Source organism: Paenibacillus xylanilyticus, from assembly GCF_013359935.1.
Lineage (GTDB): Bacteria > Bacillota > Bacilli > Paenibacillales > Paenibacillaceae > Paenibacillus > Paenibacillus xylanilyticus.
Genome location: NZ_JABMCB010000202.1, coordinates 718,380 through 742,642 on the forward strand (window position 1 = coordinate 718,380; position 24,263 = coordinate 742,642).

Annotated in this window: 21 protein-coding genes; 3 read left to right on the top strand and 18 right to left on the bottom strand. The window is 45.5% G+C overall.

Going from position 1 to position 24,263, the window contains the following annotated elements; all coding sequences use genetic code 11:
* Positions 1–44 precede the first annotated feature (44 nt).
* Positions 45–782, bottom strand: a complete 738-nt coding sequence (locus HP552_RS29725) for an SDR family NAD(P)-dependent oxidoreductase (protein WP_175398951.1) — start codon at positions 780–782, stop codon at positions 45–47.
* A 176-nt stretch (positions 783–958) separates the two neighbouring features.
* Between HP552_RS29725 and HP552_RS29730 the strand changes: the two genes are divergently transcribed.
* A complete protein-coding gene (locus HP552_RS29730) occupies positions 959–1,570 on the top strand; it encodes a TetR/AcrR family transcriptional regulator (protein WP_175398952.1) in 612 nt (203 codons plus the stop codon).
* Between the two features lie 145 nt (positions 1,571–1,715).
* Here the strand turns inward: HP552_RS29730 and HP552_RS35205 are convergent, their stop codons facing one another.
* The 11 genes from HP552_RS35205 to HP552_RS29780 all read right to left on the bottom strand — a co-directional run bounded on the left by HP552_RS35205 (position 1,716) and on the right by HP552_RS29780 (position 16,615).
* Positions 1,716–1,844, bottom strand: a complete 129-nt coding sequence (locus HP552_RS35205; RefSeq protein WP_246311109.1) for a DUF6254 family protein — start codon at positions 1,842–1,844, stop codon at positions 1,716–1,718.
* Positions 1,845–1,930: 86 nt separating this feature from the next.
* Positions 1,931–4,054: a galactose-binding domain-containing protein gene (locus HP552_RS29735; RefSeq protein ID WP_246311110.1), complete on the bottom strand. Its 2,124-nt coding sequence runs from the start codon at positions 4,052–4,054 to the stop codon at positions 1,931–1,933.
* An 80-nt stretch (positions 4,055–4,134) separates the two neighbouring features.
* A complete protein-coding gene (locus HP552_RS29740) occupies positions 4,135–7,215 on the bottom strand; it encodes a glycosyl hydrolase (RefSeq protein WP_175398953.1) in 3,081 nt (1,026 codons plus the stop codon).
* Between the two features lie 16 nt (positions 7,216–7,231).
* Positions 7,232–8,233 (bottom strand): glycoside hydrolase family 130 protein, encoded by a 1,002-nt coding sequence (locus tag HP552_RS29745; RefSeq protein WP_175398954.1) that lies wholly within the window; start codon positions 8,231–8,233, stop codon positions 7,232–7,234.
* 35 nt (positions 8,234–8,268) lie between these two features.
* Positions 8,269–9,096, bottom strand: a complete 828-nt coding sequence (locus HP552_RS29750; RefSeq protein ID WP_175398955.1) for a carbohydrate ABC transporter permease — start codon at positions 9,094–9,096, stop codon at positions 8,269–8,271.
* A gap of 13 nt (positions 9,097–9,109) precedes the next feature.
* On the bottom strand, positions 9,110–10,012 hold the full coding sequence (locus tag HP552_RS29755) for a carbohydrate ABC transporter permease (RefSeq protein ID WP_175398956.1): 903 nt from the start codon (positions 10,010–10,012) through the stop codon (positions 9,110–9,112).
* Between the two features lie 68 nt (positions 10,013–10,080).
* A complete protein-coding gene (locus tag HP552_RS29760; RefSeq protein WP_175398957.1) occupies positions 10,081–11,451 on the bottom strand; it encodes an ABC transporter substrate-binding protein in 1,371 nt (456 codons plus the stop codon).
* Positions 11,452–11,633: 182 nt separating this feature from the next.
* A complete protein-coding gene (locus HP552_RS29765) occupies positions 11,634–13,277 on the bottom strand; it encodes a response regulator transcription factor (RefSeq protein ID WP_175398958.1) in 1,644 nt (547 codons plus the stop codon).
* Positions 13,274–14,953, bottom strand: a complete 1,680-nt coding sequence (locus HP552_RS29770; RefSeq protein ID WP_246311111.1) for a sensor histidine kinase — start codon at positions 14,951–14,953, stop codon at positions 13,274–13,276. The genes HP552_RS29765 and HP552_RS29770 overlap by 4 nt, the downstream gene beginning before the upstream one ends.
* Before the next feature lie 380 nt (positions 14,954–15,333).
* Positions 15,334–15,900, bottom strand: coding sequence for a sugar O-acetyltransferase (locus tag HP552_RS29775; RefSeq protein WP_175398960.1), 567 nt, complete (start codon positions 15,898–15,900; stop codon positions 15,334–15,336).
* 160 nt (positions 15,901–16,060) lie between these two features.
* Positions 16,061–16,615 carry a TetR/AcrR family transcriptional regulator gene (locus HP552_RS29780; RefSeq protein ID WP_175398961.1) on the bottom strand — a complete coding sequence of 185 codons (555 nt, stop codon included), beginning with the start codon at positions 16,613–16,615 and terminating at the stop codon, positions 16,061–16,063.
* 201 nt (positions 16,616–16,816) lie between these two features.
* On the opposite strand from HP552_RS29780, the gene HP552_RS29785 reads away from it, so the two are divergent.
* Both HP552_RS29785 and HP552_RS29790 read left to right on the top strand, forming a co-directional pair.
* Positions 16,817–17,581 (top strand): carboxymuconolactone decarboxylase family protein, encoded by a 765-nt coding sequence (locus tag HP552_RS29785; protein WP_175398962.1) that lies wholly within the window; start codon positions 16,817–16,819, stop codon positions 17,579–17,581.
* Positions 17,582–17,615: 34 nt separating this feature from the next.
* A complete protein-coding gene (locus HP552_RS29790; protein ID WP_175398963.1) occupies positions 17,616–18,029 on the top strand; it encodes a cupin domain-containing protein in 414 nt (137 codons plus the stop codon).
* A 230-nt stretch (positions 18,030–18,259) separates the two neighbouring features.
* On the opposite strand, the gene rbsB is transcribed toward HP552_RS29790, so the two are convergent.
* Genes rbsB through HP552_RS29820 form a run of 6 tightly spaced genes read right to left on the bottom strand, consistent with a single transcriptional unit; the run spans position 18,260 to position 23,937 of the window.
* Positions 18,260–19,192 (bottom strand): ribose ABC transporter substrate-binding protein RbsB, encoded by a 933-nt coding sequence (rbsB, locus tag HP552_RS29795; protein ID WP_175398964.1) that lies wholly within the window; start codon positions 19,190–19,192, stop codon positions 18,260–18,262.
* Positions 19,193–19,206: 14 nt separating this feature from the next.
* Complete coding sequence (locus HP552_RS29800) at positions 19,207–20,178, bottom strand: ABC transporter permease subunit (RefSeq protein WP_175398965.1); 972 nt, start codon at positions 20,176–20,178, stop codon at positions 19,207–19,209.
* Between the two features lies 1 nt (position 20,179).
* Entirely contained in the window at positions 20,180–21,661 is a 1,482-nt protein-coding gene (locus tag HP552_RS29805; protein ID WP_175398966.1) for a sugar ABC transporter ATP-binding protein, read from the bottom strand.
* A 14-nt stretch (positions 21,662–21,675) separates the two neighbouring features.
* On the bottom strand, positions 21,676–22,077 hold the full coding sequence (rbsD, locus tag HP552_RS29810; RefSeq protein WP_175398967.1) for a D-ribose pyranase: 402 nt from the start codon (positions 22,075–22,077) through the stop codon (positions 21,676–21,678).
* A complete protein-coding gene (rbsK, locus tag HP552_RS29815; RefSeq protein WP_175398968.1) occupies positions 22,074–22,955 on the bottom strand; it encodes a ribokinase in 882 nt (293 codons plus the stop codon). Before rbsK ends, rbsD begins: the two co-directional genes overlap by 4 nt.
* Positions 22,948–23,937, bottom strand: coding sequence for a LacI family DNA-binding transcriptional regulator (locus tag HP552_RS29820; RefSeq protein WP_175398969.1), 990 nt, complete (start codon positions 23,935–23,937; stop codon positions 22,948–22,950). Before HP552_RS29820 ends, rbsK begins: the two co-directional genes overlap by 8 nt.
* Positions 23,938–24,263: the final 326 nt, after the last annotated feature.

Sequence of the window (24,263 nt, forward strand, 5' to 3'; positions counted from 1 at the left end):
TTTTGCATTTCTATATTATAAGACCCTGGAAATACACATCACTCTTATTGAGCAGTGTATCCTCCATCCACGATCAGGCTATTCCCTGTCATATAGGATGAATCGTCACTAGCCAGGAAGAGAACAGCCTTAGCCATTTCCTCTGCTTGTCCGAGTCGTTTCATTGGTGTTGCCGCAGACAGAGCCTGCTTGCTCTCTTCCGGAATAATCGGTGTATCGATGAAACCTGGGCAAAGTGCATTCACCCGAATATTTTGTTCAGCATATTCCAGCGCCAGCGAACGAGTCAAATTCACGACGCCACCCTTTGCTGCATTGTAGGCTGCAGAACCCGGCGAACCAACCCATCCGTACATGGAAGCCGTGTTAACGATCGTTCCTCCACCAATTTTGAGCATTTCGCGGATGGATTCACGTGCAACCAGGAATACCCCGTCCAGATCTACATTTACTGTATTACGCCATTCGGCATAGTCAAGCTCATGCGAAGGATGAACACGCCCGATCCCTGCATTGTTGAATACGATATCCACTTTACCAAAAGCCTCAATGGTTTGTTTGAAAATATCAGCAACTTCTTCTTCACTCGTGATGTTCGCTTTAATAAAGAGGGCATCCGCTTTAAGCGCTTTCAGTTCTTGCTCAAACGCCTTGCCTTTTTCTTCATTCAGGTCCACCAAAACCACTTTGGCTCCCTCTGATACGAATAAGCGTGCTGTCGCTGCGCCGATCCCGGATGCCCCTCCTGTAATAACTGCCACTTTGTCTTGAAGTTTGCTCATGATTAAATCCTCCAGTATACTATTTTGAATAGCACCTATACAAATAGTGCTATATGACGTTTACAAACCTAATTGTATGCTTAAAATCGTAACAATCCAATCATTAAGATACGAGGATGTGTCTACCACATCGACACTTCGTGGAACAATGTCTATTTATATAGGAGATTTTTTGAATGAATGATGAATTTATTGTGACATCTCAACCTCGCAATCGCACCAAGGAGCACCTTAAAATGGCGCTAATCCAACTCATTAAGAAAAAGGGCTACCATGCTGTGTCTGTCAAAGACATCGTTGACCATTCAGGTTACAATCGCAGCACATTTTACTTACATTACCAAGATAAATTTGTGATCGCCGAAGAATTGTTGACTCAGATGCTCGTAGGTCTGAGGTGCTCCGTAGGCCGGCCATATAAGCACGGTCAAAAGGTTTATACCAACAAGCTCAATTCGGAATCCTTCCAAATCGTGGACTACATTCATGAACATCGGGACTTCTTTGAATTGATCCGATATGATGATACGTTGCCTGGTCTGCATACAGGCTTCCCACAGACCATACTCAAAATCTACGAGGAACAATTTATCTTCGAGACGATCAATAACTCTCCAGTGAATATGGAGTATTTCAAGTACTATACGGCATATGGCTTCTTCGGACTACTGAACAATTGGATATTAAGCGGATTTCGCGAATCCCGTGAGGCGTTTATCCAGAACGTGATCGAACTGACCAAGACGCATATTCACTCTTTTCATTATGTGGGAGACAAGTTGGATTGATTACAGCACTCTATAGCCAAAAAAGCCGCTAATGTTAGCGACTTTGAGCGGCACTGCGGTTTTTGTCTGATACATAGGATTAGACTTAGAATTACATGAATTAAATTGTGACGACTACCTGCAAATTTCACAGGCAGTCAGTCCCTTAAATCGTAGTATTCTTCTCATCATATTCGCTTGATAACTCTTTAAGCGATTTGATTTTACCATGAGGATGCTGTTCTTGCTTTCGTGACTTCCAGGCAGCTTCCTGCCTTTTCTTCTGGCGAGCCATAAAAGATCTCCTCCTCTGGAAAATTAGAGTTATACTACTTCTTTAGAATGTCATTAATGAATGATTTTCATTCAGATTTTGGTATTCTACTCTTCAGGACCATACACCTCAAATTCCCAAATCGAATATCCGTATATGGTTGCCCGAACCGTTCCATACATTCGAACATACCGTGCTTCTACTTCGTCAAAAGTAATTGTCTCCAAGCCACCTTTGCCTGTTGTAGTGCTGTATACATCTCTCCAGTTTGCCTCATGACTTGGGTCCTCGCTTACTTGTATTCGATAACTTTTCCCATAAGCGGTCTCCCAAAAGAGTCTGACTTCATCTATCGTTTTGCTCTCTCCCAAATCCACGTATATCCAACCGGGATCCACTCCCCGCTTTGATCCAAAACGCGTTGTTAACTTCCCATCGTTCACATAAGGTGCAGTATTCTCAACCCCATCATTGGATGATGCCACGGCTGGACGTTGAAGTGCCAAGTTGGTTCTTGGGAGCGGTTCCTCATTTTGAACAGGTTTAATCGTGACATCACTGTAATGTTCTTTGCTCAAAAAGTTCATTTCGTGAAGCGTAGTCGCCGGTTCGCTTGCTCCGGGCATATAGATATTTTCAAAGGTCAGATCCGTAATATCGGCACCTTCCATACCTTTAATCTTGGCAAAACTTTCTCCAGCATCACGTACTGTAATATCCTTTACTAGGATGTCTCTGATCGGCCCTACACCGTTATTGCTTCCATCCACAGTAAAAATGGTCATCCAGGCACTATTGTCTTCGTTTTTACCGCTGATATCTTCGACGTCCATGGATTCAAATCTAACGTCATTCACCGTGCCGGTACCGTATTTATGATGTATGGCGAACCCTACAGCTGCCTTGTAAACCACGCCGTTTCTAAATACGATATTGGATTGATCCTGCATGACACCCTGACCGATCTTATATCCATAGCATAATGTCCATGCGATCGTATCCTCGAATAACACATTTCGGACGGGTTCAGGGTTACCTGGCCAAGGGACTTTCCCCGAAGCTATATCGGTGTCCTCTTTCCATGTTTTCGTGGAGAAAGGATCATCGAGCGAAATGCCAATCGCATTCTGTACAACGACATCTTGCGATTCACAAATATCTATTCCATCGTTCTCTCCCATACCCAAACTGTTGAAGAGCTTTAGGTTTCTGAAGGTTAAATCATCGGAACGAACGGTTACTACAGCCCAGCCCGCTGATTCTCTTATGACAATACCCTCCATCACAAAATGGGATGTGTCAATCGGAACAACCAGATTATTAATCATCCCCTTGCCGTTGGAGCCTTTGTCGTCATGCAGGGCTTGCCCGTTTCCGTCAATTGTACCCCGTCCATAGATTCGAATGTTTTCGGACTGAAATGCAGTTGAGATCCACCAGGTTGCCGGTCGACCCATCGAATTCTTGAACCAGTGTTCTGTATAATCGGCGGTCCTCCCTGTAGACACAAAAGCAGCACCGGGTTCCATGTAGATCGCCGTATTGCTTTTTAAAACCAAATTGCCAATATAGTAGGTTCCTGCAGGTACATAAACAGTGCCTTGTACCCCACCCCCTTTATGGGTTCCATACTGACTAGCATCATCAATCGCCTGCTGGATCGCCGCCGTTGTTGAAGAAACTTGTGTTAAGGAAGAACTTGAAGAACCAACATGATACGGAGCGCTACCAATATTGAAGGTACCTTCACCACTTGATGCAGGAACGTCCGTTTCGAGCGGATCTGCAGCGATGACCATACGCGTCTTGCGATTATTCATCATTACGATTAAGTACTCATCAGATTGAGTCGTGAAGGTGATGGTTCTACCCTCTATCTTGTCAGCTTGAATTCCAAGTTTCTTCGGACTTATGGAGTACTCATGAACCTTGTCCGTATTCAGGATTGTTAATTCGTAAGTGACAGGACCATCGGACATGGAAAAATGTGCATAGTCATAGTCGCTGAAGCCCTTGACCACGGGAACAGATACTCCATTTGCTTTGAGGGTATAATTTACGGAGCTTGCATAACGATCTGAGGGCTCATAAGGAAAGATGGATGCAGGGATCATAGAAACATGCTGTTCCTCGGCCTCCAGCGCTTGAACTTGCGGAATTGCAGTTATTGCCAGCAGCAAGGTAGAAACGAGCATAAAGGTTCCACAAATCCATTTTTTAACCCTTGTCATGACATACGCCTCCCTTTTCGCTCACTCGTTGAAAACAAATACACATTTCTGAACCAGCATTCTCGTGCATTCCGACCTCGTCAGGAAGCAGGCTCTGAGATTAAATCATTCGTCATGCGAACCAATCTAGGAACGTCAGACAAGCCGAACCGAACAAATGCGTAGCGGCTTTGGAATATATGAGTGTCTTTGTCGAGGTCCTTATCCGTCCATCCTGCTTTATCCTTGAAGCTGTCCGGACCAACCTTGAGAGGTTCTCCTTTTATGTGATGATGGGGGCCGAGTAAGTTTCTGCAGCTATTGGTCAGCTGGAGCTCAATGAAGTTATCTCCAGACCGGAGAAATCTAGTAATATCCACCTCATAAGGTTCCCACAGGAAGGTGTGAACTTCTTCCCCATTTATTTTTAACTGGGTGATAATCGCATCAGGTTTAGAGCCGAACTGCCATAACCAGGATGCCTGATCATCAGAACGAACGGAAACCGTCTGCGTTAGCCGAATGCTCCCTGCAAAGAAAGGCAAACCCTGGCTGACCAAATCATCTTCAATCGAGCATATTCCCGGATATTCAGTAAGCATAAATGGTCCATCCGTATACATGACTCCAAGTTCCCCGTCCACATAACCTGATTCCGATGCTACGGCAAAATCGCCGATAATATAAATGCTTTCGAGCTCCGTATCCAATGTAAGCTTATTGGCTTCGGATTCAAATTGACCAGCCCGCTCCAGAGCTTCATACGTTTCAGATGAATTCCAGAAATCCATCATGAGATGAATACTATTCCGTCCATAACGAAGGCAGCCTCTAATATCTATCTTCCTGAAAGCAATGTCCCTCCACCAACCACAACTGTACGATGCTACTTCTTTATCGTTAACAACGATGCGCACTTTCTCCGGATTCTCCAAAACCAGAAACATTTCCCGTCCATCGGTGGGATCAAATGCCAGGTTAATAGCAAATTCCAACTCGATATTCACGGCAGACCCGATGTTCTGCAGCTCCTCCTGAATAAAAATAAGGGGCATCATCGTTGACCATTCACCATGTTCCAGACGATATCTGCACATATCGAGCGTTAAGCTGTTCTCATCCATATCATGGATTTTCCAATCTGTATTCAAATGCTGAATGTGACAATTGGAATAATCAGCTTGCATTTTCGTTACCGTTTCAACGAGCGATTGCACTTCCTCCTGGACAAGACGAATCATATAGGACTGACCGGGATACAGGGTCAGATTCACCTGTGTACTGCCCTCTACTGTTTTGTGATTCAAAGGTTTGATGTTTCCACTCTCCAAATCAATTAAAGATAACATTCCCTTTTGATAAATAGTTACCTCAGAATCGGGGTAGCACTCTTTACCGGAATTCACAACATAATAGAGATAAGCGTCGTCGAGTTCGAGTGTCTGAACATTAACCATATCCGATGTTATCGGAACTCCTTGTCTATCGTTAACAGAAATCGATGGCGAAACCACACTGGAAATCATCTTCTCAAGTGTTAAACGGTTGTATGCAGGTTTCCGTGCAGCTTCTATTAAATGACTGATTTCGGTTCTCCGTTCTCCGTTCATCAGGTACGGATAAGGCTCGAATGCAATCAATGTCCCGCCTTGAAGAACGAACTGCTGCAGCAGATGCACGACGCGGCTGCTTAATGTGACACTTGGCGGAATGACAACCACCCTGTAGTCGGCCTCTCCTAAAATGAACTGTCCACTTTCTACTTTGCCATGTCGTTCTATGATTCCCTCGCTCCCGTAATCATGCTCAATAAACGATTGGCACATCCAGCGTGATAGCTGTGCAAACGATTGATGGTAGAAATCAATTTTGGTTGAGTCCAGTCCCGCTTGTTCAACCCAGGCGGTCCTGATCGGATGCAGGAGCAGTACCTCCGCTTGACGTGTACCTTCAACAAGCAGCATGGACAAACGGGCAAAGTAATCATTAAAGTGATGATAGTGCTCCCACCACGGCTGCTGGTAGAATAAGGATGGCGGATAGTCCCTTTTACGCATTCCTTTTAGCGTGTACGCCTGCAAATGCTGACACATGAGATTCATCCCATGGACAAACTGCCACTCCCCGATCCGCTTCAGATCCTGAAAGTCAATATTCCATCCTGCACAACCGTAACTCTCGGTAATGGCCCGTTTTTTGCCTAGTTGCCGAACAACAGAGCTGACTTGTTTGGGAACAAGAGGCTCTTCGCTAACGGATCGGCCAAGCCAGTCACAACCTGGTATTTGCATATGCTCATAGAAGGAAAGTGGATCACCTACCGAGGTGGCTTGACTCATAAGTGTTTGCTCATCGACGACATGGCCGGTGGACAGCCATCCCCTCTTCCTGCACCAGGTACCAATTTGCTTGGCATAGGCTTCAGTAAACATGGTAGTGACACACAACCAGTAATCATTTCTTATTTTCCGATAGTTTTCGCTTTCCCAAAACAGTGCTGGAAGAGCTGTGAGAAGTGAGTACCCGAAACGGGTTTCAAATTCATGCTCAAGCTCCAATGACCAAGGAAGATTACCCCTGCCAAACTGCGGTTCATCGGTAAATATCCCCTTCAATACAGAATCGTATCTAGTAACAAATCTGGCCCAATACACTTCATAGACGGTGGTTATGAATGCGTTCACTGCAGTTTTGCTTAGCGTATCGATATAATATGGATTCACCTCATAATATATCCTTAAGTCGGGACTTCGGCGATCCTCCGGAGCGAGAAGATGCAGTTCATCACCACACTGAATATAACCAGCTATCGTATTGTTGTTCTCTTGTTTAAAAGGACCCCACTCGTAAGCCAGCAGCTTTTGTTGATATGCATGCCCCCGAGCAGGCACCTTTCCATCGGCAAACCCACTGGGCCAGCCATTTTCGTCATACAGCCACACCTCCATTCCGAGCTCTTGGCTTTTCTCTATACAGAGCTGAATTGCATCCATCCACTTTTCACCCATGTAAGGTACCGTAAGACCACCGCGGGCATGTATAAAGAAACCTCCGATACCAGCTCTATGCATTTCTTCGATCTGTCGTATAAGCTCGGGCTGATCTAGATCATCATTCCAAGACCAAAAGGGTAATGTTCGATAACAAGCAGGAGGGTTCTTCAAATGGTTCCATACGGTCATTATCACTCCACCTCCACTACTCGTTTAAACATAGCTTAATCAAATCATCGATATGAGCCGTCGCCAAACATTCCACGGCGTCTGCGGCACCGTAATAAATCTTCACTTCGCCATCTTCTTCTAAAATCATACCGCCAGGGAAAATCACGTTGTTGCGAAATCCTCCATGGGTTTCGTAAGGAACCTCTGGTGCAAGTAGAGGTTCTCTAGACATACCGATGATTTTTTTCGGATTATTCAAATCAAGCAGCATTAAGCCGGCTGTATACCGTTTTTTCCAGGAGGATTCCCATCCGTTCTTGCCTCTTGCAGGATCTAGATCTACGGCGTGGAAGGTGGTAAGCCATCCCTGCTTCGTCTTGATCGGTGGCGCAGCAGGACCTATCTTGTCATTGGCGAAAGGGACGTCTTCCACAGCCAGGAGCAGGTCGGAATTCCCCCAGTATTTCAGATCTGGCGATTCCGATATCCATGTATCAAACCGATCCTTTCCCCCTCGGCTGTAAACCGTAAATGGTCGCTCAAGTCGTATATAGTTACCACCAATCTTCTCGGGAAACAGCACCATGTTACGCAAGTCAGGCGTTGACAGACTGAGTATTTCAAAGTGTTCAAAATCGTCTGTAACTGCAACGCCTCCGCGTATACCATGTTGTGTATCCACGGCAAAACACATATAACAGCGACCGCCGAGCACAGTAAGCCTTGGGTCATATGCACGTATCATCTCTTGGTCATGCAGCTTAAAGCACGCCTTCGGTTGTACTTCCCAGTTGATCCCATCGTCGCTAAACGCGATTCCTAGGTCCGTGGTGTGGTGGGGCTCAAGAATCTGCTGCTCTGCGCAGCCGTAGTCATTGCGAAACACCATGACATATTTCCCATTGAATTTGGTTACTCCAGCATTAAACACGAGCGCAGTCGGGTATGGAATGCGAGACGCATCCAGAATCGGGTTATCCGGATGTCGCCTAATGACGGAACTTGAGACAAGATTTCCAATCTGAAGCGAATTCATGGCATGAACCTCCCAGTTTTATCGATAGAGTGCCGTTAGCCCTTTAAAGAGCCGGCGGTCATCTGCATGAAGGATTTGTTAGCAAAGATATAAGCAATAAGAATCGGAAGAATGGAGAGGCACGCTCCAGCCATCATGAAGTGAGTCTGTGAAGCAGCGGCGACACCGTATTTTAGATTGGCCAGGCCAACAGTCAACGTCTGCAATTCGGGTTTGCTGAGCGTAAACACAAACGGGAGCAGATATTCATTCCATGCACCCCGAAAAGCAAACAACGCACAAACGCCAAGGCCTGGTGTCAGCAAAGGAATGATAATTCTCCAGAACGTTCTGCCGGGCGAGCACCCGTCGATCCGGGCAGCTTCATCCAATTCCCTGGGAATCCCCTTCATAAAACTAAGCAGAATGAAAAATGCTGAAGCATGGGCGCTAATCAAAATCAGAATGACCCCCCACAGCGAATTATGCAAATGAAGCTTAACCATGAGATCGAATTGGGGGCGCAGCACTACAGCGCCGATAGCCACAAACATCGTAAATGCCTGAAGGCCTACGTACACCTTTTTACCGATAAAATCCATCCGATCTACAACGTATGCTGCCATGGAGGCCACCAACAATGTTCCGAGCGTTGAGGCACTGGCAACGAATAGGCTATTCAGCGTATACGTAGAGAAATTCGCCTGTTCCCAAGCTTCAATATAGTTTGAGAACTGCCAAACGGCTGGCAGAAATGTGGCCCCGGCGGTAAGTTCAGCATTGGTTTTAAAAGAACCGAGGAGGGTGATCACCACAGGGAACAATGTCTGGAAAGCGACGACTAACAGAAACGTCCATAGTATAGTATTCCAGGCGATTTTCATGAACGTTTCCTCCTTAATCGTTTTGACTCATTCTTTTTGAGCCATAGAAGTAAAGTATCGTAATCAAGCCGACGATTACTGCCGTAATAAAAGCTACTGCACTACCATAGCCAAACTCCTGAATTTGCGTGGCTGCTGCCGAGCCAGCTGGTGGAAAAAATAATTTATACACATATAAGAACATGACATTGGTTTCTCCAATCGGGCCGCCATCGGTCATCACCATGATACTCTCATAGCCTTTTAGTGCATTGATAATGGCTAGCATGATAATCATCTGCATGACAGGCCCCAGCATTGGAATAGTGATATATCGGAATTGCTGAAATTTGTTGGCCCCATCTAATGCAGAGCTTTCGTAAACATCTTGAGGAATGTTTTGGAGTCCCGCCAAAAATAACAGCATGTAATTTCCAATCGCTCCCCATACCGCTACAATAATGACCGTCAGCATCGCATAATCCACGCCAAGCCAATCAATGGCATTCCGGATGAAATGATATTTCATCAAAAACTGATTGAGTATGCCGTTATAGGAATTAAAAATCGTAAAAAACACGACTGCCATTACGGCTGTACTTATGATTGTTGGCATAAAGAAAATGGCTCTAAGCAAGTTTCTGCCTTTGATATTCCAATTCAGAATAACGGCTAGTATTAAAGCAAGTGGAATGGATATCAGGAGTTTACCACCCGCATAAATGAACGTGTTCGCTACAGATTCCCAAAATTGATGATCCCTCATGGCACGCTCAAAATTGGCCAACCCAATGAATCTCTCGGTGCCATATCCTTTATAATCGTAAAACATATATCTCATAGCCCATATCATCGGGTAAATGCCTAGAACTATGGTCAGAATAAAGCTCGGCATCAGAAAGCTGTATGAAAAAGCGGCATTCTTCGCTTTATTCATATCCTCTCAACTCCTTGTATCTCTTAGCATTTGGGAAAGGATGGAATAAATCCATCCCGTGATAACATCTACTTGGCGTACTTTCCAGCAAGATCGAGAGGATTAAAATCAGCCATTGGCTCTGCCTTCACTTCCCCGTTTGCGATGGCTGCATCTAGAGCGGCATTATACCGTGTATTTAAATCGTTTATGATGTTATCCAGGTCACCACCACTAAGCATATATGTGAAGAAGGCATCGTCTGATTTTATGCCTTGAACGGGTACTGCCGGATAAACCGGCCACACACCGTCGTACTGGTTGGGCAGAAACCCGTCAATGCCTTTCACTTCAGGCTTCGCAGCAACCGCACTAACTGCAGGAACCATCGATATTCCAAACCCTTTTTCCTGGTACTGCTGAAGGATGGATTCGTCGTACATGTAGGTTAGGAATTTCCATGCCGCTTCTTTGTGCTCCGACTCTGAGCTGATGGCTAGCCACTGTCCACCCAAGAAGCCCGATGCCCCATTGAACTGACCATCGATGGATGGAACGGGTGCCGCAGCCCAGTCAATCTTCGCCGGAAATTGGGATTGATAGACTCCAGCTTCAGCGGAAAAGGATAAATACATGCCGATTTTCCCTTCCGCGAACTGAGCACGCAGCGGATCTATATCAAGTGATTCGACGCCTGGCAGCATACTGCCATCGTCTTTTATTTTTTTGAAAGCCTCGATAATGGGTTTAAAACCACTAAAGTCATAACGGGCTGTCTTAAAGTCATATCCAAAGCCTCCGTATCCACTCACCTCTGCAATCACTCGTGCGGAACGCCCGAAAGCACTCGAGGGGCTCTTGAAATTTTGAGCGAACCCGTAGGTTCCGTTAGCCTTACCCACTTCAGTTAATTTCTTGGCAGTTTCGACGAGCTCATCCAATGTGGTGGGCGGTGTTTCTATACCCGCTTTGGCGAAAAGCTCTTTATTATAGATCAGGCGCATCGTTGTGCCGTAGTTCGGCAGGCTGTAGCGTTTACCCTCAAAACTGTTCAGATCCTCCATGATCGGGAACTTATCCTTCATTTCGTCCGTCAGAAACTCGTCGATCGGAGCAAGAAACCCTTTTTTATAGAAAGTCTGTATGGTATTCTCCTTCACGCGAATAACATCCGGCGGCTCGGAGGTCTGGTAGGACATATCCAGCGCTTGATCGAAGTCGTCTCCCTTGATGACCAGTTCTACCTCAATATTGTCCTTGTTCGTTTGGTTGAATGTATCGACGGTCTCTTTGACAAATTCAGAATCATGACGATCGCCAGTCCAATACGTGATCTTCGTCTTGGCATTGCTGTCAGACTGCGCTCCTTCCTCCGAAGGGCTTGGGCTGCCACAAGCTGCGAGACTCCCCATAAACATCAAAAACGTCGCGGATAAGAGCAATTTCTTGCTGATCTTCATCCATGTTACCTCCTTTTTATCTACAAAACCTCGTTTCTATCTCTCAGTATAAGGGGCACTTCTCGCTTGCATAATGAGGGTAACCACACATCGAGGGCAGGTATTCAATGAAAATGCTTCCTTCAAAAAAAGCCCTGCATCCAAACAAAGCTCGGAAACAAGGCTTATCTGTATAATGATTCTTAGTCCAGCAGATCCGTATGTGTACTAACTTTTCCGGTACTGTACAACTTGAACTCGGATGGTGTCATGTTGGTATGCTTCTTAAAAATTTCGCTGAAGTAGCGTCGATGCTCGTACCCAAGCCTTTGAGCAATCTCCTGTACCTGATAATCATCGATCAGCATCTCTTTGGCTTGTTCCATCCGCTGGTGAATCACGAATTGCTGAAAGGATATGTTCAGTACTTTTTTAAAAAGATTCGAGAAATAGCCAGGACTAATATTGAACTGCTTAGCGCAAACATCTAAGGTCAAGTTGGTATGCAAATGTGTACAGATATAATCTTTTGCCTGATATATCAATCTCGTCGATTCGTCTGTGCGCTCCTGTTCAATCCATGAACAAGCTTCAAGGCATATTTCCTTCACCGCATCCCTCAACATCTGGAACGAAACAAGTCCTGAACGCTTCACTGCATTCCATTGTTCTTCCAGTCTTTTCACCCGTTCTTGAGGGAATTGCTCCGACATAACCCTACAGATCTTGGATGACAGCTCATAACTTAAATGCTCGACCTGCTGAGGTTTGGGCAGTGGATCACGCTGCAACATCTCATTGAAGATTTGCTCCAGAATCAGCTGACACTTTTCGTGATGCCCGGCGCGTAAGGCGAACAGCAGCTCTTGTTCTGTTGAAGCCGTGTAGTTCAGGAGAGTTTTCTCATTCTCCGTAGTACGCACATAATTGTTTACACCATCGGTATAGAAATGATACTCGAGTGCATTCATAGCCTGTTGATACGAGTCAGGTAATTCATCTATAGATGGAACACACCTACCAATCCCGATTGAAATGGTTGAATGCGTAAATTGGTACATATTCATTCGACATGCTTCTGAAATTTGTTCGGCCATCTTCATATCCTTGCAATGAATCAGGCAGACAAACCGATTTAATGCTTCACTAAAAACGACGCCACGGGTGAAACTGCTTATCGTTTCCTCCAGAATATTTCGGAGGCTGAAACGGATTAGTTCTACTTCTCGTGCAGGCTGCTGTTTATATTTGTCCATGAAGCGATCCAGTTCCACGATAAAGAGACTGAAATCCTTGGAATCAAGCTGAATTCCAAGTGTTTGCCATCTTAGATATGCAGTAGTCGGATTTGTGCGATGATGGATCACCAGTGACAAGTATTCCTGCTGCAAAACCGGCAAGCTCTTGATCATATTCTGCTTCAGTTCCATGACTTCTCTCTGCTCCTGCCATTCTTCTAGATAAGCCGCCTTTGCCTTTAATACAATTTGTATGACCTCGTCAATGGAAAAGGGTTTTTTAACGAAATCAAATGCACCTAAACGAATGGCCTGTCTTGTAAAAGAAAAATCCGTATACGCGCTCAGAATCACAATTTTCGTTGAGGGAGAATTTTCAAGAATTTCTTGAGTCATGGCTAGCCCATCCTTTTTAGGCATGCGGATGTCCGTGAGGACAATTTCTGGTTTCTTTTCCTTGACCAGGCGAAGCCCCTCCTCCCCATCCAGCGCCATACCAACAACCTCTATATGATGTTCGTTCCATGGCGGCTTCTTGGCAATCATATCAACCACGCTTCGAATGTCATCAATGATGCATAATTTAATCATTGGCCCATCCTTTGTCATGCTACAACCTCCCCTTCGCTAATCGGTATCCATATTTCCGTTCTTGATCCTTTGCCAGGAAGGCTGGTCAGTTCGATTCCGGCTTCTTCGCCGTAAAAGAGGTTGAGCCGATTTACAATATTATTCAAGGCATACCCTTTCTTCGAGACTGGCGGTTGTCGCATCCCCTCCGTCACTTTTTCAACATCCATGCCGATCCCATTATCCTCAAAACACAAGTGAAGCACATGGACCTGCCTGGTGATTATCAGGTCGATCCTACCTCCTGAGTTCATGTCCTTAAATCCATGCTGAATACTGTTTTCCACAATTGGCTGTAGTAATATTTTTGGTAAAAGGCAGGTTAGCAACGAATCATCCGTTACGGTAACGTTAAACTCAAACCGTCCTTCATAACATTTTTGTTGGATCAGGCAGTACTGTTTCACATGTTGAATCTCATCCTCCAGTGTGTTCCAGTCTTTGCCCCCGCTCAGTCCGATTTGAAACATTGAAGACAAGGATAAAATCATTTCATTGACCTCATCGTTTTCTCCTAATACCGATTTGCAATAGATGGTGTTTAGCGTGTTGTACAAAAAGTGCGGTTCCATCTGTGCGGTTAACGCTCGCATTTCTGCTTTTCTTTTTCCGGATTCGCTCAGTCTTACATCATCGATGAGCCGATTGATTTCATCCAGCATCCGGTTAAACTGATATCCCACCTGTGCAACTTCGTCGGTAGAACGACTTGCAAAGCGTACATTCAGACGGTTGTCTTCGACCTCCCGCATAAGCCGCTGCAATTTATATAACGGATTCAGCAGTATCGCGGTCAACTTCGTGGATAGAAGCCAGGTAAGAAGGAGAAAGAAAAGCATAATTAAAATGGTAGTTCGTTTGACCCCGTTCATTTGCTCAAGCAGCTTATCCTTCTGCTGTATACCGAACAGGCTCCAATGGTTAACGATGGCCGATCTGGTGTAGTTCACCAGATAATCGGTTTCGTCAAAATGATGAAAAAAAGAATCTTGTGTATCTTCGGAAACATTATTTAATAGCAGCTTATCTTTCATAAGATTGTGGCTGGAGGACCATGCGGTTCGGATCACTTCCTCCCCTTTCAAATCAATGACAAAGTAGTCGCTGTCATCATTTGAAGAATGTTTGTTAACGGTGCCGATTAGCCCGCTTTCATTCACGTTCACCACAATAAATACGTTGGTATTCGAAACGTTATCTAGCGTTCCGTTCGTCACAAAGGACAGCGTACGACTGTTCCCGGTAAAAAACTTGTCGGTGTGCCCCTTGATCCAGACTCCCCCATAGTTCTCTTTTACGTCGTAATACATGCTGGATTCATAAAAGGATTGTGTCTGGGAACGGCGCTGCGACATTGGATAAAAGTCCCCAATCGGCGTGGCAATGAGAATGCTTTCGATCAAAGGTTCGTTGAAAGACACCTGCGAAAATACATATTGAAGCTCGGACAAATGCACATAATAATTGGAGATGTCATTACTCTGCACATCCAGCATCATATCCTTAAATGCGTAACTGAACATAAGGGAACGAACGGAATTGGAGATTCCAGACAGTTTATCGTCCAGAATCTGGGTCGTTTTGTTCACGGTCTCTTGGCTGGATTCAAATGCATTCTTTTGAAGCTCCTTCGATGCAATCCAATAGCTTGTCATGCCTACCGCTCCAATTGCAAGCGTTATCATAACCATGAATGACAAACGAACTCTTTGTTTGAAAGAGATACCGTGAAGCCATCGGCTAAGTTTTCCACGTTTCAACTGAAGTCGTCTTATCAAACTTCATCAACCTCTCCTGAAATCCAGACTTTACCCTTGAATTTAACAAACCTATTCGCGGAATATTGTACAACAGATTATCCATTTAGCAACAGGTTATTCGTTTCCGAAAATTCAATTCTTGTTAAGATGGCGTTTGGCCATTTTATTGGAAACGATGACGAGAAGCGCTGCCGTGAGTGCATTAAACAAAAAAAGTCGCTAGTTTAGCGACTTTGAATGGGTGATTCTTTTTTGAAAAATGCCAACCCTATCGGTTATTCCTCTATGGTTTTTATCACTTTTGCCGGTATACCAGCCACAATCGTGTTGTCAGGCACATCTTTTGTGACTACGGCCCCTGCGGATACAATGGAATTCTCACCGACGGTTACACCCGGCATAATGGTTGCTGCAATGCCAATCCAGGCTCTTTTTTTGATGACGATGGGAGTTGAAACGGTGGATCTCCTTTGGGATGGTGAGATTGGATGATTAATGGTGACAAGATTGACTTTGGGAGCAATCAACACATGATCTTCAATGGTTATGCCACCTCGATCCATAAACGTGCAGCCCTGGTTGATAAATACTTCTTTTCCCACTCGGATGTTTTGACCATAATCGGTGTAGAACGGTGGCAGCAGTTCAAACGTTTCATCCACTTGTTCTCCCGTTAACTGGCTAAATAAATCCCTAACTTTATTGGTGTTATGGTACCCCGTATTTAATTCTGCAATTAGCTTTTGTGCACGTTCAATAGCTTCGGCAATTTTATAAAACTCAGGGTCACTGATTGAAATGATTTCTCCTGAACGATCTCTCTCAAAGATATCTTTGCTCATTATGTTTCTCCCTTCAACTTTCCTTTATAGAGTAGTAAGTATTTTTACCGTACCACTTCGATCTAACTCTAGGTCAACATCAATTTTGATGTACTACCCGTATAAGAACTAATATCCTTTTTTTTCGAATTTATCGATGTTCTAAATCTTCATTCAAGGATTAGATAATGGTCAGGTTCCGATCTAACAAAGATCCTACCTGCTCTGCTACGACATGCGTGGGCTCGTGTAATTCACTTGTGAACCAGGCTTCTATGATTTCAACGATAGCTGCCGCAAAGAACCTAAGGAGCAATTCTTTGCTTAATCCTTGATTTATGCCTTTGGTTACATCTACTTCTCCTTCCAACTCCTCCATAACAAATTTCAGAAAATGACCCCGAAATACGGGTGCTCCTTTTTTCGTCAACAACGTTGAGAAAAACGTATAGTTCTTTTCAAAGTATTCAAACCAGATCAAATTACCCTCAGCAAATGACAATTCAGATGCTGATTCACACAACGCTCTTAGCTCATGGATATGTTCTTCTATAAGCTTATCGAGCAAATCAAATTTATCCATGTAATGATGATATATCGTTCTCCGGCCAACATTGGCTTGATCCGATATGTCTTGGATCGTTATATGATCAAAATCCTTCTCGGTCATCAGCTGGATCAAAGCCTTTTTTATTGCTTCTTGGGACCTCAAGACTCTTCTATCCTTAACATCCATTCGAATTACACCTAACTTCCCTCAAGTTTTATGACACGATTTCATCAAAATGTGCCAAATGGCACGATTCCTGGTCATTTGATTATTGTCGTAATTTTAATTGCGACCTATATTATACACAGATGTGCGATATCGCATCCATACGCAAATCATCCTTGGTATATTAACCTTGGACAATGATAAGGATTAAGGAGGCGAACTATGGATCGAGCCAGCAAGTCCCAGGAAAAGTTCCAGCAGCTATTTGGTAACGACGAAACAGGTCTGCATCTCACAGATCCTGATTTTCATGATATTTTAAGCAGATTTGTCTATGGTGAGGTGTATAATCAAGGACCCTTAGACGATAAGCAACGTGAACTAATAACCTTGGCCGTACATGTCACCAATCAGACTATGCCTCAGTTCAAGGCACATATTAGCGCAGCTCTGAACATTGGGCTTACACCGAGTGAAATAAAAGAAGCCGTTTACCAGTGCGCACCTTACATTGGGTTCCCCAAGACGTTGAATGCTATTTCAGAAATGAATGAAGTGTTCAAATCCAAAGGTATTTCATTGCCGCTTGAAAGCAAGAAAACTGTCAATGAAGAGCATCGTTTAGGTAAAGGACTTGAGGTACAGGAGGAAATTTTCGGTGATGTGATTGTAAAAATACGTGAAAGTTCACCGTCAAATCAAAGACACATACAGGACTATCTGTCCGCTTTTTGCTTCGGGGATTTCTATACGCGCAGTGAAATTGATCTGAAAACACGGGAACTGCTTACACTTTGCATAATCAGTGCATTGGGTGGTACGGAAAGTCAAGTTAGGGCACATGTACAGGGAAACAAAAATGTTGGCAATGATAAAGAGCTATTAATTGCTGCGATAACTCAATGTCTTCCTTATATGGGCTTTCCAAGAACGCTAAATGCACTAGCCTGCATTAATGAAGTTATTACCGAGAACGATTATAACTAGATAATGAAGTAAAACCAATGGAGGGAATCAAAAAATGACAAAGCACGAAGCAGTCAAAAATGGAACTATTTTTCCTATTGGAGAGAAAAACGAAGCATACGCACAATACTTTGTGGGCCAAAGTTATCTCAAAACACTGGTCGCTGATCCCAAAGTGAATGTCGGTGTTGGGAATGTGACCTTTGAACCAGGATGCCGAAATAACTGGCATATCCATCGAGATGGATTTCAACTATTATTGGTTACTGGCGGAGAAGGCTGGTATCAGGAGGAGGGGAAACCTGCCCAATTCCTAACAGCTGGCGATGTTGTTGTCACTCATGATGGTGTCAAACACTGGCATGGGGCAGCAAAAGATAGCTGGTTCGAACACATTGCCATCACGGCAGGTACGCCAGAATGGTTGGAACCTGTTTCAGATGAGATATACGAAAAAGCAAGCAAATGAGTGCAAAATGCAATTGTTCAAAGGCTGCTTTTAGGTATTCGATAAATATATAATAGAGTTCTACATGAGAATGACATCAAGTTCTTAGTCCATCAACACGGGACAAGAACTTGATGTCATTTAACATTCTATTCCGTCTTCCGAACAAGTGGAATTCGGCGGTATCACCGATTGAAACCAAGCATAAAAAATCCCGTTCTGGCGCTTGCCAAAACGGGATATCTTGAATGTTAGTTGTTTGCGTTTTCCTTGGTCACCAGCTTCAATTCAGCCGGAATGGATTTTTCCACCTGCTTACCACCCAGTACATCGAGAGCAGCTTGCACTGCCAGCTGGCCAATCAGCACCGGCTGCTGAGCAACCGTGGCGGTCAACTTGCCGTCCTGAATGGATTTGATTGCATCATCATTCCCGTCAAATCCAATGACCGGAATGTCTTTGCCGGAGCTTTGGATCGCCTCGATCGCGCCAAGTGCCATCTCGTCGTTATGAGCAAATACCGCTTGCGCATCAGGGTTGCCCTGGAGCAGGTTCTCCATCACATTCAAGCCTTTGGATCGATCGAAATCGGCAGACTGTTTGGCAACCACGTTAAGTTTCTGGTCGGCCACTTCATGGAAACCTTGTCCCCGTTCTCTCGTTGCAGAAGCTCCCGGCACACCCTCAAGTTCAATCACTTTCGCGCCTTCGCCGAGCTGTTCAACGAAGTATTCCGCCGCCATTCGTCCACCCTTAACATTATCGGATGCGACCAAGGCCGCTACCTCACCTTTATCTGCAGAGCGATCCAGCGTAATTACAGGGATGTCCACACTGTTCGCGGATTGTACCGCCGTGGAGATCGCTGCGGAGTCCGCAGGGTTGATCAGGAGCGCATCGACTCCCTGTTGAATCAGATCATCCACATCATTCGTCTGTTTGGCCGAGTCGTTCTGAGCATCCACCACAATAACCTGAATTCCCTGTTTTTTCGCTTCGGCAACTACCCCGTCCTTCAATGAAACGAAGAATGGATTGTTAAGTGTAGAAATCGACAGTCCGATTTTCTTCTGTCCATTGCTTCCAGCGGAGTCAGGCTTAGCCCAACCCGGTGGCTCCAAAGAGCACCCAGCCAGAACGATAATCATCAGCATGCTTACGAGCGTTAAAGTCCATTTTTTCATATTCGCTTCTCTCCTTAAGCCGTTTTCTTGCGGTCCAGCAGGACAGCAATGGCAATTACGACGCCTTTCACAACCATTTGATAAAAAGAGTTCACTCCGAGCAGGTTCAATCCATTATTCAGCACACCGATAATCAAAACACCGATCAATGTGCCGACGATTCGTCCGCGTCCTCCCGAGAGGCTTGTACCACCCAATACGACAGCCGCTATGGCATCAAGCTCATAGGACGTACCCGCCGTTGGTTGCGCTGAATTCAGGCGAGATGTCAAAATCGCACCTGCCAGGGCTGCGAGCATGCCTGCCAGGGAGTAGATCATGATTTTCACACGCGTTACTTTGATACCCGAGATAATGGAGGCTTTTTCATTGCCGCCGATGGCATACGTTTTGCGGCCAAAGGCCGTTTTATGCAGAATGGTCCACAAAATCACGAAGGTAATCAGCATCGTTATGGCAGGTACCGGAATGCCAAGCAGATAACCACGTCCAAACAGTTGGAACAGCAGGCTGTCTCCCAGACCTGTAATTGGGTTCCCATTTGTATATACAAGCGTTAAACCCCTGAAGATCGTCATCGTCGCCAATGTGGCGATAAACGGCGCCATTCCTCCTTTGGTAATCATCAATCCGTTTACCATACCCATAACACCGCCGAGCGCTACTCCAATAATGATGGACAAGATCGGATCAAGCCCGGATAACATCATATTGGCTACAAAGGCACTGGATAGTGCGAGAATGGAGCCGACTGACAAATCGATACCACCCGTCAAGATAACAAACGTCATGCCGAAGGCAATCAACGCATTAATCGAGACCTGACGCAGTAGATTCAAAATGTTAAGCGGTTCCAGGAAGCTTGGATTTAATATCGATACGATAAGAATAAGAATAATCAAACCGAGCAGTGGCCCCAATTTTTGTGTCACGTTTGATAAGCGGAAGCCGTTTTTGGCAGTTTTGTTTTCCTGTATTGTTGTCATTTCACTGTCCCCCTGTGGCCAATGTCATAATGTTTTCCTGCGTTGCTTCTTCTCTAGCCAGCTCGCCAGTGATGCGCCCCTCATGCACAACCGCAATTCGGTCGCTCATGCCGAGCACTTCGGGGAGCTCTGAAGATACCATAATGATCGCAACGCCTCGGTCTGTCAGTTCATTCATCAACTGATAAATTTCGCGCTTCGCTCCGACATCCACTCCGCGCGTTGGCTCATCCAGGATAAGCACGCTCGGACCGATCCCAACCCATTTGGCGATAACCACCTTCTGCTGGTTGCCCCCTGATAAATTCCGGGCCGCCGTTTCCGAGGATTGTGTCTTGATCTGAAGACGCTTAATCAGAGTATCGACGAAATCTTGTTCTTTCGAAGCCGAGATAAATCCTTTGCTTGAGAAGCTAAACAGATTCGGCAGCGCCATGTTCTCGCGAATGGAGAAGTCAAGGACCAGGCCTTCATCCTTGCGGTCTTCCGTAATAAACCCGATGCCATGTCTGACCGCGTCTGCCGGCTTGCGAATGTTTGCCTTTTTCCCACGGATGATGACCTCGCCACTGTCCATCGCATCCAAACCAAAGATCGCTCTCATGATTTCTGTCCTTCCCGAGCCCATCAGACCCGAGAAACCGAGAACTTCCCCCGCTCTCACGGTGAAGCTGATATCCCGAAACAACCCTTTACTGCTTGCGTTCCGAACTTCCAGAACCACTTCACCATATGAAGGATTCCGGGCCGGATATCGCTCTGTAAGCTCACGACCAACCATTTTCCGCACCACATCATCAAAGCTTGTCTGCGGAATCGGTTGCGTATCCACCGTTCTGCCGTCCCGCATCACCGTAATCCGGTCGCAAATGGTGAAGATCTCCTCCATTCGGTGAGAAATATATACGATGGATACCCCGTTCTTCTTGAGCGAAGTAATGACGCCAAACAGCTTTTGAATCTCGCGTTCCGTAAGTGCAGCGGTTGGTTCGTCCATAATAATAACCTTGGCATTGGTCATCAGCGCCTTGGCAATTTCAATCATTTGCTGCTGTCCGACAGAGCATTCTCCTGCTGGACGTTCAAGCGGAACTTGTACGGACAGCTTGGCGAATTGCTCTGAAGCGAGCGCTTTCATTTGCCTCGTATTTAGCAGTCCGAAGGACGATGTCAATTCCTTGCCGATAAAGAGATTATCCAGCACCGTCATTTCGGGCCATACGTTCAGCTCCTGATGGATGAAAGCAATGCCCTGTTTCTCTGCTTCCTTCGGACTGCCGAAATAGGTTTCCTGTCCGTCAATGGAGATGGTTCCCTGATCACGCTGATGAAGTCCGATCAAAATGTTCATCAGCGTGGATTTACCGGCTCCGTTCTCACCCATCAGGGCATGAACCTCGCCTTCCTTCAGTTCGAAATCCACTCCGCTCAGCACCTGATTGGTGCCAAATGCTTTATGAATGTTTTGCATCTGAATGTGCATAATGCAACCCCCTTTTAACCGAAATGGACACCCGATTGTAAAATGCAATTGGCGTAAGGCGTAGCTTCACCTGTGCGAATGACCGCCTTCACCTGCCGGGTTAGTGCTTTGAATTGTTCGTGGCTGATGGAAGCATCTACGGCATCCTCACCGAATTTATCCGTAATATAATGCATCGCCTCGGGATTTCCTTCCTTGATCTCTTCTGCCACAATCACTCTCTCAATGACCATATCATCTGCAATCAGTTCCACAACTTCCTGAAAAGTTGGTGCTCCCAATTTCAGAGCCACATCGATTTTGACTACTCCTTCAGGAACGGGAAGGCCAGCATCCGCGATGGCAATCATGTCCGTATGACCCAAATCAGACAGCACCTTGGAAATGTGACTATTCAGCATGCCGTTTCTTTTCATGACAAACTCTCCTCCACTTCATCTCTCGTCGGCATGCCGCCCTGTGCTCCGAACTTGGTCACAGACAACGATGCAGCACGATTGGCGAACCGTATGCTCTCCTGGAGAGGCTTCCCTTCGGCCAGAGCGACCGCAAATGCGGCATTGAACGTGTCCCCTGCCCCGGTAGTATCCACTGCCTCCACCTTATAAGTAGGTACAACGATCTCCTGTGCTCCATCAAAATAACGTACACCATTACTGCCTTCCGTTATAAACAGCTTGTTTGGATATTGGCGCAATGCTTCTGCAGGACTCATGCCTTGAAACAAAATCGCAGCTTCATGCTCGTTCGGCGTGATATATGCAGCATTGTCAATGACTTCCTGCGGTAATGTTCTGGCCGGAGCCGGGTTAAGCAGTAGAGGTGTTCCGAACTCAGCGCACATTGCGCTAACATGAACCACGGTTTCTTCCGGAATTTCCTGCTGAATCAGTACGATATCGGCACTGCGAATCACCTCTGCCGCTTGATCAACATATGCGGGAGTGACTTCGCGATTAGCCGCCTCAACGAATACAATACTATTATCACCTTCCGCCAATATGATATGAGCTGTTCCACTCTCCAAATGTGTAACCGGTTTCACATTTTGCGTATTTACTCCATTTGCTTTGAAATTATTTAAAATGTCTGTGCCAAAAGCGTCGTCACCTACCCGGCCGATCATGGTTACCTCGCCACCCAGCCTTGCTGCGGCAACGGCCTGATTGGCTCCCTTGCCGCCTGGAACGGTTTTGAAACTATCGCCAAGGACGGTTTCACCCGCCCCCGGGCGTCTTGAAGAAGTAACGACCAAATCCATGGAACTGCTGCCGATTACGCATATTTTAGCCATTTGAATTCACCTTTCTCGTTGTGCCTCGTTCGATAAACCCGACAGGCAGCTGTATGTTTTTATTCTCAATTGGAGCTTGTTCCACAAGCCCGATAAGTAATCCCGCTGCTTCTCTTCCCATCTCATATGCCGGTTGACGGATGGTGGATAATCCCGGCGATAACAAGCTGCTCATCGGAATATCGTCAAAGCCAATCACCTGCACGTCATCGGGGACCTTTCGTCCGATTCGCGCTGCCTCATGCAGTACCGCCATGGCCGCGATATCATTGCTGGCAATGATCCCGTCGGTGTCTGAGTATTTGCTGAATAATTCTTCTGCCCATAACCCTGCTTCGTTAAAAGAAAAAGAGGTCGTCTGGATTACGCTGTAATCCAAACCGGCGTCCCGGATGATTTCGATGGCTCCTTCGAAACGATCCTGCGCTGGCCGGATATGTGAAGGTCCCTGCATAACCGTAATCCGCCGGCTTCCACGTTTGATGATCTCTCTGGCAGCCAGTCGTCCGCCCTCTCTACCGTCCGCATATACGGAAGGACTATCCAGCGAAGTCCTGTCCAGAAATACAACCGGAATCTTCAGGTTCTCATATATTGAAGAATGAGGGTAGTTCGTTGAAGAGATCACACCCACCACGTTATTTTGGATAAACGTCTGGATGTAGTCCTGCTCCTTCCGTTCATCCTCATCACTATTTCCGAAAATCAGTCTGAACTCCTGCTCCTGCATCCGATCCTCTACGCCGCGGGCTAACTGCGGGAAGTAAGGGTTTGCAATATCCGGCAGCAGCAGACCAATCAGTTTGGACTTACGTTTATATAATGAGCGGGCCACTTCATTGGGGGAGAAGTTAAGCGCCTTCACGGCATCTTCTACTTTCTTGCGGGTATCCGCATGAACATAACCCCTGTCATTAATGACCCTTGATACGGTGGCTACCGATACGCCAGCCAGTCTAGCTACATCTTTGATTGTTGTCATAAGATTGTTCTCCTCTGTGTGTAACCGGTTACAGACATTAAATTATCATACTTTTTTTATTTTGACAATCTTTTTGTCACTGGAAATTTATCCAAGTCAGTCTGAAAGGGAGCTGAAATAGAGGTACATCAAGGTAAATACTTTTTTCAAATCGGTAAATCTATTCAAGCAAATCATACGGCCTGCATCCGTTGGAATTCCAGATCATGGCTGTTTATTTGATTACTTAAAGGTTCGTGAGCCAGTTGTCATTGGAATTTAGTCCGCAGGGAGAAACTCCAATGACATGATGTAGGTCACTTCGTAGTCATTGGAGTTTTCACCTG